A 15,766-nucleotide genomic window follows, 5' to 3' on the forward strand; every position below is an offset into this window, starting at 1 on the left:
CGAAAAAGTTTGACACAAAACCATAAAAAAAGATATAATTAGGATTTGTTAAAACTTAGACTATAGGCAGCTTCTCGCGCTGTAACTCATGCCAACTATACAGCAGCTCATACGTAACGAACGCGAACAAGCGCGTCAGAAAACCAAGTCCCCAGCTCTAAAACAATGCCCTCAACGTCGGGGTGTTTGTACCAGAGTATACACAACCACACCGAAAAAGCCAAACTCAGCTCTACGCAAAGTAGCAAGGGTAAGATTGACCTCTGGATTTGAAGTCACAGCTTACATTCCAGGGATTGGTCATAACTTGCAAGAACACTCTGTTGTGATGATTCGCGGCGGTCGTGTCAAGGACTTACCAGGCGTGAGATACCACATTATCCGTGGCACTTTAGATACAGCCGGAGTCAAAGACCGTAAGCAAGGTCGTTCCAAATATGGAACAAAGCGTCCTAAACCTAAACAGTAGATTGGGTGTGATTAATCGTATAAACTCCGATTAATCGCATCTAGTTCTTCCTTCTATATGGTGAAAGCGCTTTTGGCTATAGTTCTGTAAAGACAGTCATCATAAGTAAGCTTAAGGCGCCTATTTGCAGAAATTAAGTCAGATAAGTTTCCTAGGCGGATTCGGCTCTAGGATGAGCTTGTGTTTGTTCAAAACTTGGCTTAGAGTCGGGATAAAAGCGCTGCGAGGATTTTTCTGGTAACACCCATCGGTCGGTCAGGCAGACTAAGCGTGAAACTGGTACAGGGAGTTTAATAAGACTGACCAACTGTATCTGCCGATGTAAAGCTCAAAGTACGCGAAACTGTATGACATCAACACGCCCAGCAATTATGTACTTGCTTGTGGAAGTTTGATGAATAGAGTCAGTCACAGTATATAATTTTGTCGCCTCATCTAGTTGAGGGTAGCAATTTTTACCAGTCAGCGTAACTGCAATTGTAGTGAAACAGCTGAAGAAAGTGTGACGACGGCATTCGCCGTTCAGAGCTTCTGGTGTTCGATAGCATATAGCATATAGTCTCATTGCCAATTTAGAACTGAAGGTTAAGTATGTCTCGTCGTGGTGTTATTCAAAAGCGTCCGGTTCCGCCTGACTCGGTGTATAACAGTCGTCTTGTCAGCATGATAATTAGGCGGATAATGCGTCATGGCAAAAAATCTCTTGCCGCACGCATTGTTTATGCTGCCATGAAAACAATTGAGGAACGGACTGGTGGCGATCCGTTGGAAACCTTTGAAAGAGCTGTGCGTAACGCCACGCCTTTGGTAGAAGTCAAAGCTCGTCGAGTTGGTGGGGCAACCTACCAAGTCCCTATGGAAGTGCGTGCCGAACGGGGTACAACCTTAGCAATGCGTTGGTTGGTGCAGTTTTCAAGGGCAAGACCAGGTCGTACAATGGCAAGCAGGCTGGCAAATGAATTGATGGATGCTGCCAACGAAACCGGGAACGCGATTCGTAAGCGGGAAGAAACGCACCGCATGGCAGAAGCTAACAAAGCCTTTGCTCACTATCGTTATTGATGTAAAGACGCGCCATGGCGCGTCTCTACAAGGGTGATATATCGTAATTGAAGAGCGATAGATCGTGTATTTACTGGAAAAAGACGGTTTTCCGTAAAAGTATAATATCTTAACAAAGTGTAATATACAAGATATCATGAGCCAAAAACTATAGGAGGCAGCTGTGGCACGTACAAACCCGCTAGAGAGAGTACGCAATATTGGTATTGCGGCGCATATAGATGCGGGCAAAACAACTACAACAGAGAGAATATTATTTTACTCTGGGATAATTCATAAAATTGGTGAAGTCCATGAAGGAACCGCTGTAACTGACTGGATGGAACAAGAGCGGGAGCGGGGAATTACTATCACTGCTGCTGCTATTAGTACCAGTTGGAAAAATTATCAAGTTAACATTATTGATACCCCAGGACACGTAGACTTCACAATTGAAGTAGAACGTTCCATGCGGGTACTAGACGGTGTAATTACAGTTTTATGTTCTGTAGGTGGCGTGCAACCGCAAACAGAAACAGTATGGCGTCAGGCAGATCGGTATAAAGTGCCTCGCATCGTTTTTGTGAACAAGATGGATCGCACTGGCGCCAACTTCTACAAAGTTTACGAGCAAGTGCGCGATCGCCTGCGGACAAATGCCATAGCAATTCAGTTGCCCATTGGTAGTGAAAGCGACTTCAAGGGGATCGTTGACCTAGTGAAGATGTGTGCATATATGTACACAAACGACCAGGGAACCGATATCCAAGAAACGGAGATCCCAGAAGATATGCGCTCTCAGGTAGAAGAGTACCGCACCAAACTAATTGAAGCGGTAGCGGAAACCGATGATAACCTGATGACCAAGTACTTCGAAGGCGAGGAACTTACCGAAGACGAAATCCGCACAGCTCTACGTAAAGGCACGGTTGCAGGTACTATTGTGCCAATGCTTTGCGGTTCGGCATTCAAAAACAAAGGTGTACAGCTGTTATTGGATGCGGTGGTGGATTACCTGCCAGCACCCACCGAAGTACCACCAATTCAAGGTACACTGCCAAATGGCGAAGCTGTTGAGCGCCATGCCGACGACAACGAACCGTTGTCGGCTCTGGCATTCAAGATTATGGCAGACCCCTACGGTCGCCTGACCTTTGTTCGTGTTTATTCCGGTGTTCTGAAGAAGGGCAGCTACGTCCTCAACGCCACTAAGAACAAGAAAGAACGGATTTCTCGTTTAGTGGTTTTGAAAGCAGATGACCGGATAGATGTCGATGAACTACGGGCTGGGGATTTGGGAGCCGCCTTGGGATTGAAAGACACCTTGACAGGTGACACACTGACTGATGAAAACTCACCAGTGATTCTGGAATCCCTATTTATTCCTGAGCCTGTAATCTCGGTAGCGGTTGAACCCAAAACCAAGAACGACATGGACAAACTGTCCAAGGCTCTGCAATCTCTCTCGGAAGAAGACCCAACCTTCCGCGTTCACGTCGATCCGGAAACCAACCAAACCGTGATTGCAGGGATGGGAGAACTCCACCTAGAGATTCTGGTAGACCGGATGTTACGCGAATTCAAAGTGGAAGCGAATGTCGGTGCGCCGCAAGTCGCTTATCGTGAAACAATTCGCAAGCCAGTCAATAGAGTTGAAGGTAAATTCATCCGCCAAAGCGGTGGTAAAGGTCAGTACGGTCACGTTGTGATTGACTTGGAGCCAGGACAACCAGGAACAGGCTTTGAATTCGTCTCTAAGATTGTTGGCGGTAGCGTACCCAAAGAGTACATTGGACCAGCAGAACAGGGAATGAAGGAAAGCTGCGAATCAGGTGTTCTAGCAGGATATCCGCTCATTGACGTCAAAGCGACGCTGGTTGATGGGTCTTATCACGATGTAGACTCTTCAGAAATGGCTTTCAAAATCGCTGGCTCAATGGCGATGAAGGAAGCAGTGATGAAAGCTGCACCCGTCTTGTTAGAGCCTATGATGAAAGTTGAGGTAGAAGTTCCTGAAAACTTCCTTGGGGATGTGATGGGCGACCTCAATTCCCGTCGTGGGCAAATTGAGGGGATGGGATCTGAGCAGGGTCTTGCTAAAGTGACTGCGAAAGTCCCATTGGCAGAAATGTTTGGCTACGCTACTGATATCCGGTCGAAGACCCAAGGTCGGGGCATCTTCTCAATGGAGTTTAGCAACTATGAAGAAGTGCCTCGCAACGTGGCTGAGGCAATCATAGCTAAAAGCAAAGGGAACGCTTAATTAGAAAAGGAAATTAGCATTCATGGCACGCGCAAAGTTTGAACGGAATAAACCCCACGTTAACATCGGTACTATTGGCCACGTTGACCACGGTAAAACCACGTTAACGGCAGCCATCACTATGACCCTGGCGGCTCTTGGTCAGGCGCAGGCAAGGAAGTACGATGAAATCGATGCAGCTCCGGAAGAAAAGGCACGGGGTATTACCATCAACACCGCTCACGTAGAGTATGAAACCCAAAATCGGCACTATGCTCACGTAGATTGTCCTGGGCACGCTGACTATGTGAAGAACATGATCACTGGCGCTGCTCAGATGGATGGTGCTATTCTGGTGGTTTCTGCGGCTGACGGTCCAATGCCTCAAACCCGCGAACACATCCTGTTGGCAAGACAGGTAGGTGTTCCTAGCCTAGTCGTCTTCTTGAACAAACAAGACATGGTGGACGACGAAGAACTTTTGGAATTGGTGGAATTGGAAGTACGTGAATTGCTGTCTAGCTACCAATTCCCTGGTGATGACATTCCAATTGTCACAGGTTCTGGTTTACAAGCGCTGGAAGTCATGACTAAGAACGGCAAGACGCAGCGGGGTGAGAATGAGTGGGTAGATAAAATCTACGCATTGATGGATGCTGTAGATTCTTTCATCCCTACACCTGAGCGCGATGTGGATAAGCCCTTCTTGATGGCAGTGGAAGACGTGTTCTCGATCACAGGTCGTGGTACCGTAGCTACCGGACGTATTGAGCGGGGTAAAGTCAAAATCGGCGATAACGTGGAACTGGTGGGCATTAAAGCCACTCGCAGCACTACCGTAACTGGTATCGAGATGTTCAAGAAGAGCCTTGATGAAGGTATGGCTGGGGATAACGCCGGAATACTGTTGCGTGGTATCCAGAAAGCTGATATTGAACGGGGTATGGTAATCGCTAAGCCTGGTTCTATTACCCCTCACACCCAATTTGAAGGTGAAGTGTACGTCCTGACAGAAAAAGAAGGCGGTCGGAAAACTCCCTTCTTCGCAGGCTACCGTCCTCAGTTCTACGTGCGGACAACCGATGTGACTGGCACCATCAAAACCTTCACTGCTGATGATGGCAGTGAGGCGGAAATGGTCATGCCCGGAGACCGCATCAAGGTGACGGTGGAACTGATCAACGCGATCGCTATTGAGCAAGGAATGCGCTTTGCTATTCGTGAAGGCGGTCGTACCATTGGTGCTGGTGTCGTTTCCAAAATCGTCAAATAGCACCTTTGCACCTTAACTAAAAAAGGAGCAGAGATGGTATAATACATCTCTGCTCTTTTGGCGTCAATCTACGCGCTACATACAAGTAATGGAGACTAGCGATTAGGGATTGAAAAAGTTCTTTCCCTGTCGCTAGTCTCGAATTCCCAATCCCTAATTACAACTCATTAGAACCTGGAAAATTTAAGATGGCAACTCTACAGCAGCAAAAGATTAGAATTCGCTTACAAGCATTTGACCGCCGCTTATTGGATACATCTTGCGAGAAGATTGTAGACACAGCTAACCGCACCAATGCTACAGCTATAGGACCTATTCCTTTACCCACAAAACGCAAAATCTACTGTGTGTTGCGATCTCCTCACGTAGATAAGGACTCACGGGAACATTTTGAAACCCGTACCCATCGTCGGATTATAGACATCTACCAGCCTTCTTCTAAAACTATTGATGCCTTAATGAAACTGGATCTCCCATCTGGTGTGGACATCGAAGTTAAGCTGTAACTAGTTATTTGTTAGTAGTTATTTATTCGTGGTTAGTTATACTCTCTAACAACTTATGACCAACAACTAACAACCCTTCGGGTATCTCCTCAGCAGAGGCTGCGTCAACGTCAGTTGCTACAACGGTTTGCTCTGGAACCCTCACGGGAGGAGCCAGCGCTATGCAGCAGGGTTTCCCTCCGCAGGCGACGGGCGTTAGGGTTTCCCGACTTGAGGGGAGTGGCGTGAGACCTCAAGACGGCACTCGCTCCTCCGCAGGCGACGGGCGTAGGGTCTCCCGACTTGTTGTAGACGCGCAGCGGCTTCCCGCAGGGTGCGGACTGGCGTTAGGGTTGGGGGGAGACCCCCGCAACGCACTGACTCACCAACAACTGACCAAAGAAAGAACTTCAGAACGTAGAACTCAGTAGTCAGAATGATAAACAGCAAAAAGGATACTAGCACCATTATTCATTGATGCAAAGAAAGAAAACAGAACAAGGGAACGATAGGTACAGGAATTAAATACCCCCCAGATCCCTTCCCCCTTCGTTGATCCGTGAGGATGTATTCTGAGTTCTGAGTTCTGATAACTGAGTTCTTCTTAAAAAGATATTATTTTGTATAAATCAAGACAAAGCCTTGAAGAAATATATCTCAAGGCTTTTTTGAGCTCTGAAACAAGATGATAGAATGTAGAAAAGGTACGGGAAAAGCAGAGAAGAAAAGCTTTTTAAGATTAAATTTATACCAAGGTAACAATGACATCCTCTTCTAAAATTGCAGTTTGCGAACTACCTCTGTTCCCGTTACCGGAAGTAGTTCTATTTCCGACAAGACCCTTACCCCTGCACATCTTTGAATTTCGCTACCGAATAATGATGAACACAATTTTGGAGAGCGATCGCAGGTTCGGGGTCTTGATGGTAGATCCGATGAGAGGCACAATTGCTAACGTTGGCTGCTGTGCGGAAGTCATTCATTATCAACGACTACCAGATGACCGAATGAAGATGCTGACATTGGGTCAACAAAGATTTCGCCTCATAAAGTATGTTCGTGAAAAGCCATATCGAGTCGGGTTAGTGGAATGGATCGAAGACCACTCCCCTGCAAACGATTTAAGACCTTTGGCAACTGATGTAGAACAACTACTTAGAGATGTCGTGCGTCTGTCTGCCAAGTTAACTGAACAAAACATTGAACTGCCAGAAGATTTGCCAGATTTACCAATAGAGCTATCTTACTGGGTAGCAAGTAACCTATACGGTGTTGCTACAGAGCAGCAGATATTGTTAGAAATGCAGGACACCGCTGCTCGTCTAGAACGGGAAGCAGAAATTCTCACTTCAACTCGCAATCACTTGGCAGCTCGTACCGTTCTCAAAGACACCTTTAATCAGAAGTTGTGAATGGTGAGTGGTAAGTAGTTAGTAGTCATCAATTCAGTAACAACTAACTATGAACCACTCACACCTCCATTGAGGGCGCTGATAGGCAGTACGTTGTAACTCCCAAAGATTTTTAATATCTCTGTGTAGGGGGATATTTCTGCTAAAGCAGATTGCACTTGTGGTTCAGATGCATCTGCTTCCATATCTAGAAAAAATAGGTATTCCCCCAGAGAACGCTTTGTCGGGCGAGACTCAATTTTACTGAGGTTAATGCCTAGAGCGGCGAACACTTGCAGCGGTTTTACCAGCGCTCCAGGTATATTAGCCGGAGTACTAAAAGCAAGGGACGTGTGACTAGCACGTTCTATAGCTGTGGGACGAGAGGCTGCCATATGACCTTGGCTAATCACCCAAAAGCGAGTACAGTTTTCGGGATAGTCGTTAATACCGCTAGCTATCATAGGCAGGTTGTATAGTTGCGCTGCTCGTTGAGATGAGATAGCGGCTACAGTTAAGTCCTGCTCCAGTTGCACTAATGCTTCAGTAGTGGAATTCGTTGGAATAAGCTGTACATTCGGGAGAAACCGCTCCAACCATACCTGACATTGTGCTAGGGCTTGTGGGTGAGAATAAACTATTTTGATGTCCTCCAAACTCTGAGCGCAGGAGATTAATGTATGAGCGATTGGTATGATCAAAGCCAACTGAATTTGTAAACTATCTAGCTGCCACAGTGTATCTAGCGTCATAGTTACACTGCCTTCAATAGAATTTTCCACAGGCACAACAGCTAAATGTACCTGGCTTTTATCGACGGCTCGCAATGTCTGAGCGATGCTGGGATAAGGGCATAGGATAGCTTCAACTCCCGTACTTTTAGTAAGCCAGTTGAGATAAAGAAGAGCTGCTTGTTCTGCGTAAGTGCCAGGAGGTCCTAAATGTGCAATAGATAGGGTCATGGAATTTAGTTTTGTGTGGATAGTTCGATTTGTATTGAGTTTTCTGACTCGTAATCAGACATAATAAACTTCTTTCCACACTAATGACTAAATGATCTGACTAATAACTCATGACCAATGACTGATAACACAATTTCTTAAGAAGATATTACAATTATTTAACACATATTTTAATATGCTCATGCATACTCGGTTTACTGCCTCTCAATCGGTTGAAATTGCTATTCCAGAGCAGCCTATTCCGATTCAGCACTATTTGCGTCAGCCCCAACGCTTGGTTAACGCTTTAGTTGATCCTACCCGTATTCAGCACCTTAGTACGGAAGTTTTTCGCTTGAAAATGCGTCCTCTCAACTTTATGTCACTTAGCATTCAACCAACTGTAGATATGAAAGTCTGGGCTGAATCAAATGGAACAATTTGTGTGCGATCGCTAGGTTGTGAAATTTTGGGTGTAGAGTATATTAACCAGCGCTTTGATCTAAATTTAAAAGGGTATTTGTCTCCCCATCAGCAAGCTACTAGCACCCTTCTTAAAGGAAGAGCAGATTTAGAAGTGTTGGTAGAGTTACCACCACCGTTTTCCTATATGCCCAAAGCAATTTTAGAAGCAGCTGGCAATGGTTTACTCAAGAGCGTTTTGTTGACAATTAAGCAAAGATTGCTGCATCAGCTTCTCGTAGATTATCGCTGTTGGATAATATCTCAGACCGGAGATACAGGAGTTGATAATGAAAATATCCCGCTCCTTAATCCAGAGTAATAGTGATACTCTTTAGTATTGATAAACACATGATTGAGTTTAAGCCACAGATGTACACAGATACACGCAGATGTAAAATAGCCTTTCATAAATGCATGGCTTTATGGCTTGTCCTTGCGCTTAGGCGCGAACGTGTGGAATCTTTATGAACTTGTTGGGATTCTATCGTTAAGAAATCTGTGTTTACCTGTATAAATCTGTGGTTATATCAGGTTTCAAGAAACGCAACCAGCTGCATCACATAATGTAAACTCCTCTCAATACATAATTCAAAATCTGAAAATTCAAAATTGAGAAAGCCACTTTCTGCCACCATTTGCATGGATGCTGTTTGACACTCTCACCTTCACAGGCGAAGCCTGTGAAGGGAGATTCTTGCTTCAACAGGTTTTTCTAGCCCACTGTGGTATAACGAGTTAAAAACTCTCCCACAGGCACTGACCCCGACAGATTCCCCTCCACAAGCATCTGTTTTACTACCACGGGCTGCCCGACCGCAGTCACAAAATACTTATTCTGATGTATCGTTTGTCTGATTCACAACATTCGACCCCCCTGTTCATCAGGTATTTCCTTTTGGTGATGCGAGTTGTTTGGTGGAGAAACACCAATCTTGCCTAACCCTAACTTTTTTGGTGTCAAGTATATTCTACTACACCAAGGTATTGCGAAGCCATGTTTTTTATTGGTCGCAATTCATCTCACCGTTAAGGCGAAGCCTGTAACGGGAGTCCTCTTGCGACATCCAAGATAGAAATTAAATTTGCATCAGAATCCTTACCCCTAACCTCTTTCCCAAATTGGGACATTTGTTTTCTCTGGCTTGTTTAAAAACACGCTCAATGGGATCTCAGTACAGTATTCTGACATGGACGAAAGGACTGGCGATGTAACGGTGAAGGTCCGTACTGTTGCAGTGCCATCAGATGTCGCTTACTGCCATAACCCTTGTTGCGTTCCAAGTCATACAGGGGGTACTTTAAGGCGAGGCGAAGTATTAGGTCGTCACGCCAAACTTTAGCAACAATACTAGCAGCGGCAATAGCAACAGAGCGCTCATCCCCCTTTACTATCGTTTGTTGCGGCAGTAGCAAGTCTTTTACTAACTGATTGCCATCTATTAAACACAAAGCAGGCTGCACCTTTAGCTTGAGAACAGCCCGCTTCATTGCTAGCATTGTTGCTTGGAGAATATTCATCTGGTCAATCTCAGCGGGTGTTGCAAAACCGATTTTCCAGTCTATAGCCAGGGCACAAATTCGCGCTTGCAACTGCACTCTTTGAGAACTAGACAGCTTTTTACTATCTCTAATTTCAGCTGCTATGAGTTCTGGCAAAGCCCTATCTGGGAGGATCACTGCTGCTGCTACTACAGGACCAAACAAAGATCCTCGCCCCACTTCATCCACGCCTGCTATCAGCCCTTGAATGTTTGACAGCGAGGAAAACTCCAGCCACCTCATCTGTTTCATGAGTGCTGGCGACCCAATAGAAGTGACAGCTTGCTCCTTTTCTATCATAAGTTTGTTAACTTTCTGATGCAGTGGATTCACCTGTTTCCACAGAGGAAGAGCGACGGCGACGGCGGCGCTTATCGCTTAAGCTTTCGCTAGCTTCACTTTCATCCGTCATCACAGCAATATCCGGTACATCAGCTGCAACTTCTAGCTCAGGTTCGCTTGGTGGCTCGACTGTAACAACGCTGCTTGCTCTTTGGGGGGCAGGTGATTCTGAGGTTGATTCAGTCGTTGTAGCAGGACTATACCCAGGCAAGGTGACATTGATAATCACAGACTTGGGATTTTTAACTTCCCGACCTAACTTCTCCAAGGGAGAAACTCCCATCTGGGCGTAGACATCCTGTTCCTCGGATGACATTTCTACAGTCACAATCTCTGGTGGTTCTACCACTGGCTTGACTGGCTCTACCTTCATCACTTTGCCACGCTCGGCTCTATCACCCCAAGAAGGTTTGCTAATACTGGGTGCGGGTATCGCTGATGCGGCTCCAAGTTCTGGCTCATCATCCATTTCCAAGTCTGGCTCGTGGAGAAACGCCAGAGAGTTAGCTGCAACCCTTGGCTCATCTTTGCCATTCCCTCCATTCACCCTCTCTAGGCGAGTACTACGACGGGTACGACGCTTTCTGCTATCGCCAATTTCATGATAGCTGGGATGATTGACCAAATTTGAGGCAGTTAAGTCATTGTCACTCTCATATACTTCCCCATATCCTTCAAAGGTTTCTCGTTGTTCAGTCGGTCGAGCAACTGGCAGACGTGGTTCCCTATGAGGCAAGGAGGATACAAAGCGCTCTGGCAATTCTGTAGGTGCTAGCGGTCGGCTTTCTGTTTCTCCGGGTAAATGGACAGTGTGCCCTAAACCGCCGCACGTTGGGCAAAGTTTACCAAACAATTCGTAAATATTTTGACCTTGACGCTTGCGGGTAAGTTCAACCAAACCCAACTCGGTAAGTTGGGCAATTTGGGGACGAGCTTTGTCCGCTTTCAGTGCTTTGTTGAAATGTTCTAGAACATGCAGTTGGTCACGCCGCGATTCCATATCAATAAAATCAACGACAATTACCCCTGCAATATTCCGCAACCGCAACTGACGGGCAATTTCTGTTGCAGCTTCGCAGTTCGTCCATAAAACAGTTTCTCTCGCCGTTGCCGAGCGCGTAAACGAGCCAGAGTTGACATCTATCACTGTTAATGCTTCTGTCGGCTGGATAATGATGTAGCCTCCAGAAGGTAGGTCTACTCTTGGTTTGAGGGCTTCTTTAATTGCAGCATTAATACGGAAGTACTCTAAAATGGGAGTGCGATCGCGGTGATGGTCGATTAACAACCCCTGTGGTGTTTGCCCGCCACTCCAGTTCTGCAAGTACTGCTTCACCCGCTTCAAACCAGTACTGGAGTCTACCACAATCCTATTCACATCTGCGCCGTACATATCACGCAGCACGCGCTGGATAAAATCATCGTCTCGATTCAGCAGCGCTGGGGGACGTGTTGATTGTGCTTCTTGCTGAATCGCTTCCCATTGCCTTTGCAGCGATTCTAAATCTTCGATAATTGCTTCTTCCGGTTTGCCCTCTGCTTCAGTGCGAACCAGTAAACCCATTCCTGCTGGTTTAATTAAAATCGCTAACGCCCGCAAACGGTTGCGCTCACTTTCACTTTTAATTCGACGTGATAAATTGACACCCCGACCGTATGGCATCAATACTACATAGCGTCCGGGCAAAGTGATGTTCCCTGTGAGCCTTGGTCCTTTGGTACCCGTTGGCTCCTTCATCACTTGCACTAAGACTTTTTGCTGGGGCGCTAATAATTCTGTAATAGCTGCTGCTGTGCGTCTCAGCTTTAATGGTCCTAAGTCAGTGACATGAATAAAACCATTCCGTTCTGGATCTCCAATATTCACAAAAGCCGCATCTATCCCTGGTAGTACATTTTCCACTACTCCCAAGTAGATATCACCTATTTGGTGATGACCTGTGGCTACAACAAGTTCCTGTATTTGGTCTTCAGAAAATACTGCAGCAATTTGATGCTGTTCCGCGATGATAATTTGTTTTGGCATTCAATTATTTTCCTCAAAAACTGGCAGCATAAACAGACTTGGGGGTTTGTTATACCTCTCGCCCCGACAAGCCCAGCCATGCGCTGCTGGTAAAAATTGCGATTCTTCGCTCAAACCTAGGGAGCTATTTACGCTCTCGACTGCGTTTACACGCCTGATTCTTCCAGAACGGCTGCATATTATTTAAGCAATTAAATCACCCGTCCGTGGTTAATTTTTGATGCAATACCCTCTCCTTGGAGAGTCCTGAGTTACGAGTCCTGATTTGTGAGTTTGCTAACCCCTGGATTCATCCTTGAGGCTTTACTCAACAAACCCTTCGGGAAGCCCTTTGGGTCTGTCCTAACGCAGTCGCCGTGAGAGCGGGAAACCCTCCTGCATAGCGCTGTCTCACCGCCCTTTGGGCGTCTACGGTACTCGGTACTCGGCACTACTTAATTGTGGATTGGGCGTTCAAATTAGTTTTAAAAATCATAGAATCAGAGAAGCCGACGAAGCTTGTTGTTGGTGATTGCTGATTCACGAGCCGAGCTGAAAGGGAGTGTTATTTAATCTGCCTTAGTTTGTCTGGGATAAAAAACCCTAGAAGTTGCACTCTAATACCTTTGCTTTTGCGCCCTGAGTACCAGGGTAGTGAATCAGTTCACTCAATGCAGCGCCAGAAAATTTCTCTTCATCTCATTCTAACGCAACCTTGTTAAAAATCAATTCCCAAAATATGCTACAAAAGGGCAATCACTAGCAAATTGCCCCCTGGGAATTAAACTCCCAAAACTAGCCGATTCCGATGAATTTGCAGCAGATGAAATTCCGTACCTGCTACTTCTTTTAGCATAAACAGGATTTGTTCGGGACGCAACAGCACCCCGTCATGACGACAGCTACCTACATAACGCAGGATGACTGTAGATTCCTGATGCTCTGGGCGTTTTGGTGACTTAAATAATTCTAACTCAAACAAGCGATCGCGCAGATTTACCAACTGAGTTTTGCCTGACTTGGTTGTGTGTTCCCACCAAATCTCATCTTTGGCTTTGATAGCGTCAATCCAGTCTTGCCATTGTGCAGGTGTAGCTTCCTCCAGACAAGAGACAGTAATCAGATACTCCGCAGCTTCCAGAACTTGATTAGCAGAACTGGCTTTTAAATCCAGCTGTTCCACCTGATAGATAGGAATGTCTGACGGCAGAGTATCAGCGAGTTTTTGGCGGAAAGTTTCCACATCAACTAGCTGTGTTAGCTCAAAATCGACAATTTCACCGCTGCTAGTCACTCCTAAAGGCAAGGCATATGCAATGGAAATACGGGGGGTGGGATGAAAGCCACCAGTCAAAGAAACTGGCAATCCTGCTCGCCGCATGGCTCTATCAAATAAGCGCATCAAATCTAGATGTCCTACCAAAGCCATACCGCCTTGCTTACCAAACCAGACGCGTAGCCGTTGTGCCTTGGTAGTATTCGGGGCAAATTCACCAGCAAATTCTGGGATAGAAGGCGGCGAAATCACAACATTATGACCAAAGTCTATGCCGCAGACACCACAGTGAGAACAACCTTCAAAAGAGCAATCTGGTACAGTTGCTGCTTCTAGGGCACGTTGCAAGTCTTCCTTGAGCCATTTTTTGTCAATGCCAGTGTCAATGTAGTCCCAAGGTAGAGGTGCGTCGAGGGAGGGGGGGGTCGAGGGATTGGAGGAAGAAGAAGAGATTATCTTGTCTCCCCCTACTTGCCCTACTTGCTCTACTTGCCCTACTTGCTCTACTTGCCCTACTTGCCCTACTCCTGTTGCAAACAAATTCCACTCACCCTGCTCAACTAGACGGTATTTCCAGTCTAAGCCAGCTTCGCAAATGGCTTGTCCCCAAGCTGAGAATGCCTTTTCGACATTATCATACCAAGAATCCATGCCTGCTCCCAATTCCCAAGCACGTCGCACGACTGGGGCGAGAGAGCGATCGCCTCTTCCAATAAAATCTTCCATAGCCGAAATGCGGACATCGGTGAAATTCACCTTTACTCCTTTGATTCGGCGGAATGCTTGCCGCAGTAATTCTTGCTTGCGCTCAAACTCAGTTGTGGAAACCGAGTGCCACTGAAAAGGTGTATGGGGCTTGGGCGTAAAGTTAGAAATGGTTAAGTTAAATGATAGCGGTCTTCTGCCTTTTCCCCGACACTCCCGTTGTAACCAGCTGACCGTTTCCGCAATGCCTAATACATCGGCATCGGTTTCACCTGGCAAGCCAATCATGAAATAGAGTTTAATTTTGTCCCAGCCTTGTTCCCAAGCTGTTTTTACACCCCGCAGCAGTTCTTCGTTTGTCAAACCCTTGTTAACTATATCTCGCATCCGTTGGGTTCCTGCTTCTGGAGCAAAGGTCAGTCCTCCTTGGCGCGTACCGCCCAAGATTTTGGCGATATTTTCATCAAATCTGTCAACTCGTTGGCTTGGTAAAGCAAGGGAAATATTTTCGTCCTTTAACCGATTTTTTATTTCCATCCCCACTGCCGGCAGGGATAAATAATCAGAACAGCTCAGGGAGAGTAACGAAAACTCATTGTAACCGGTTTGCCGCATTCCTGAATCTATTGCTTCCACGACATCCGCTGGTTCCACATCCCGCGCTGGTCGAGTGAGCATTCCTGGTTGGCAAAAGCGACAGCCTCGAGTACAACCGCGACGAATTTCGATTCTCAGCCGATCATGCACTGGCTCCACGTAGGGCACTAGCCCAATAGAATACGCTGGTATTGGGGTCGCCACCCTCCGCACAATTCGTTTTGGGACTTCTGGACGATTGGGATGAACTGAACCATCCTCTGCCATGTCGTAAAACAGGGGAACATAGACGCCTGGTATCTGCGCTAAGTCTAGCAACAGTTCTTTACGGCTAAGGCAAGCTTTTTTACCTTCTTCCAACACTAAGCCAATTTCTGGCAGTAGTTCCTCGCCATCTCCTAAGGCAAAGAAGTCGAAGAAGTCGGCGTAAGGTTCAGGATTTGATGTCGCCGTCTGTCCCCCCGCAAAAATTAAGGGGTAACAAAAGGATGGGGGAGATGAGGGAGTATTTTCTCCCCCTGCTTCCCCTACTTCCCCTGCTCCCTTTGTTTCCGCCTCCAAGCGTTCTCGCCAAGTTAGGGGAATACCAGCCAAGTCCAACATTTCTAGAATGTTGGTTGCTCCGAGTTCATAACTGAGGCTAAAGCCTAAAATGTCAAAATTGCAGAGCGATCGCCTTGACTCTACGGCAAACAACGGTGTCTGTGTTGCTCGTAGTTTTGCTGCTAGGTCTGGTCCTGGTAGGTAAGCGCGATCGCATAACTGGCGCGGCTGGGCATTCAAAATATTATAGAGGATAATGTGCCCTAAATTGGATGCGCCCACTTCATACACCTCTGGGTATGTTAAGACCCAGCGGATCTCTGCCTTATCCCAAGGCTTATGAACTGCTAGGAGCTCGTTACCTAAGTAACGAGCTGGCTTTACAATATCCGATGTGATTAACTTTTCTACTGCAACAGCCACTGTGCTATCTTTTAGCTACCTTAATTACA

The 15,766-nt window shown here is 46.3% G+C and carries 13 protein-coding genes; 8 read left to right on the forward strand and 5 right to left on the reverse strand.

All coding sequences use genetic code 11. The annotated features are described in order from the left end of the window. The first annotated feature begins 88 nt into the window (after positions 1-88). Complete coding sequence (gene rpsL, locus MAS10914_RS0107615) at positions 89-469, forward strand: 30S ribosomal protein S12 (RefSeq protein ID WP_017315322.1); 381 nt, start codon at positions 89-91, stop codon at positions 467-469. Positions 470-797: 328 nt separating this feature from the next. Here rpsL and MAS10914_RS35410 read toward each other — a convergent pair whose 3' ends face one another. Then, positions 798-1,034 carry a hypothetical protein gene (locus MAS10914_RS35410; RefSeq protein ID WP_232224128.1) on the reverse strand — a complete coding sequence of 79 codons (237 nt, stop codon included), beginning with the start codon at positions 1,032-1,034 and terminating at the stop codon, positions 798-800. Positions 1,035-1,060: 26 nt separating this feature from the next. Here MAS10914_RS35410 and rpsG point away from each other — a divergent pair, with 26 nt between their 5' ends. The 6 genes from rpsG to MAS10914_RS0107645 all read left to right on the forward strand — a co-directional run bounded on the left by rpsG (position 1,061) and on the right by MAS10914_RS0107645 (position 6,922). After that, positions 1,061-1,531 (forward strand): 30S ribosomal protein S7, encoded by a 471-nt coding sequence (gene rpsG / locus MAS10914_RS0107620; protein WP_017315323.1) that lies wholly within the window; start codon positions 1,061-1,063, stop codon positions 1,529-1,531. Between the two features lie 163 nt (positions 1,532-1,694). After that, entirely contained in the window at positions 1,695-3,773 is a 2,079-nt protein-coding gene (gene fusA, locus MAS10914_RS0107625) for an elongation factor G (protein ID WP_017315324.1), read from the forward strand. A gap of 22 nt (positions 3,774-3,795) precedes the next feature. Beyond that, positions 3,796-5,025: an elongation factor Tu gene (tuf, locus tag MAS10914_RS0107630; RefSeq protein WP_017315325.1), complete on the forward strand. Its 1,230-nt coding sequence runs from the start codon at positions 3,796-3,798 to the stop codon at positions 5,023-5,025. Between the two features lie 188 nt (positions 5,026-5,213). Then, complete coding sequence (gene rpsJ / locus MAS10914_RS0107635; RefSeq protein ID WP_010998474.1) at positions 5,214-5,531, forward strand: 30S ribosomal protein S10; 318 nt, start codon at positions 5,214-5,216, stop codon at positions 5,529-5,531. Between the two features lie 161 nt (positions 5,532-5,692). Then, positions 5,693-5,941: a hypothetical protein gene (locus MAS10914_RS0107640; RefSeq protein ID WP_017315326.1), complete on the forward strand. Its 249-nt coding sequence runs from the start codon at positions 5,693-5,695 to the stop codon at positions 5,939-5,941. A 330-nt stretch (positions 5,942-6,271) separates the two neighbouring features. Further along, positions 6,272-6,922, forward strand: a complete 651-nt coding sequence (locus MAS10914_RS0107645; protein WP_017315327.1) for an LON peptidase substrate-binding domain-containing protein — start codon at positions 6,272-6,274, stop codon at positions 6,920-6,922. Positions 6,923-6,969: 47 nt separating this feature from the next. On the opposite strand, the gene pheA is transcribed toward MAS10914_RS0107645, so the two are convergent. Then, positions 6,970-7,863, reverse strand: a complete 894-nt coding sequence (pheA, locus tag MAS10914_RS0107650) for a prephenate dehydratase (RefSeq protein WP_017315328.1) — start codon at positions 7,861-7,863, stop codon at positions 6,970-6,972. 181 nt (positions 7,864-8,044) lie between these two features. On the opposite strand from pheA, the gene MAS10914_RS0107655 reads away from it, so the two are divergent. Beyond that, positions 8,045-8,626, forward strand: a complete 582-nt coding sequence (locus tag MAS10914_RS0107655) for a DUF1997 domain-containing protein (RefSeq protein WP_026082404.1) — start codon at positions 8,045-8,047, stop codon at positions 8,624-8,626. An 839-nt stretch (positions 8,627-9,465) separates the two neighbouring features. Here MAS10914_RS0107655 and MAS10914_RS0107665 read toward each other — a convergent pair. The 3 genes from MAS10914_RS0107665 to MAS10914_RS0107675 all read right to left on the reverse strand — a co-directional run bounded on the left by MAS10914_RS0107665 (position 9,466) and on the right by MAS10914_RS0107675 (position 15,737). After that, positions 9,466-10,146, reverse strand: coding sequence for a ribonuclease HII (locus tag MAS10914_RS0107665; protein ID WP_017315331.1), 681 nt, complete (start codon positions 10,144-10,146; stop codon positions 9,466-9,468). Positions 10,147-10,153: 7 nt separating this feature from the next. Further along, the gene (locus MAS10914_RS0107670) at positions 10,154-12,214 is read right to left on the reverse strand and encodes an Rne/Rng family ribonuclease (protein WP_017315332.1); all 2,061 of its coding nucleotides are present in this window, start codon (positions 12,212-12,214) and stop codon (positions 10,154-10,156) included. A gap of 760 nt (positions 12,215-12,974) precedes the next feature. Then, positions 12,975-15,737: a TIGR03936 family radical SAM-associated protein gene (locus MAS10914_RS0107675; protein WP_017315333.1), complete on the reverse strand. Its 2,763-nt coding sequence runs from the start codon at positions 15,735-15,737 to the stop codon at positions 12,975-12,977. Positions 15,738-15,766: the final 29 nt, after the last annotated feature.

Origin of the sequence: Mastigocladopsis repens PCC 10914, from assembly GCF_000315565.1 — a bacterium.
GTDB classification, from domain to species: Bacteria; Cyanobacteriota; Cyanobacteriia; order Cyanobacteriales; family Nostocaceae; genus Mastigocladopsis; species Mastigocladopsis repens.

Coding starts and splice junctions, on each gene's coding strand:
- rpsL (WP_017315322.1), top strand. CDS start 89: ATGCCAACTATACAGCAGCTCATACGTAACGAACGCGAACAAGCGCGT.
- MAS10914_RS35410 (WP_232224128.1), bottom strand. CDS start 1,034: ATGAGACTATATGCTATATGCTATCGAACACCAGAAGCTCTGAACGGC.
- rpsG (WP_017315323.1), top strand. CDS start 1,061: ATGTCTCGTCGTGGTGTTATTCAAAAGCGTCCGGTTCCGCCTGACTCG.
- tuf (WP_017315325.1), top strand. CDS start 3,796: ATGGCACGCGCAAAGTTTGAACGGAATAAACCCCACGTTAACATCGGT.
- rpsJ (WP_010998474.1), top strand. CDS start 5,214: ATGGCAACTCTACAGCAGCAAAAGATTAGAATTCGCTTACAAGCATTT.
- MAS10914_RS0107640 (WP_017315326.1), top strand. CDS start 5,693: ATGCAGCAGGGTTTCCCTCCGCAGGCGACGGGCGTTAGGGTTTCCCGA.
- MAS10914_RS0107645 (WP_017315327.1), top strand. CDS start 6,272: ATGACATCCTCTTCTAAAATTGCAGTTTGCGAACTACCTCTGTTCCCG.
- pheA (WP_017315328.1), bottom strand. CDS start 7,863: ATGACCCTATCTATTGCACATTTAGGACCTCCTGGCACTTACGCAGAA.
- MAS10914_RS0107655 (WP_026082404.1), top strand. CDS start 8,045: ATGCATACTCGGTTTACTGCCTCTCAATCGGTTGAAATTGCTATTCCA.
- MAS10914_RS0107665 (WP_017315331.1), bottom strand. CDS start 10,146: ATGATAGAAAAGGAGCAAGCTGTCACTTCTATTGGGTCGCCAGCACTC.
- MAS10914_RS0107670 (WP_017315332.1), bottom strand. CDS start 12,214: ATGCCAAAACAAATTATCATCGCGGAACAGCATCAAATTGCTGCAGTA.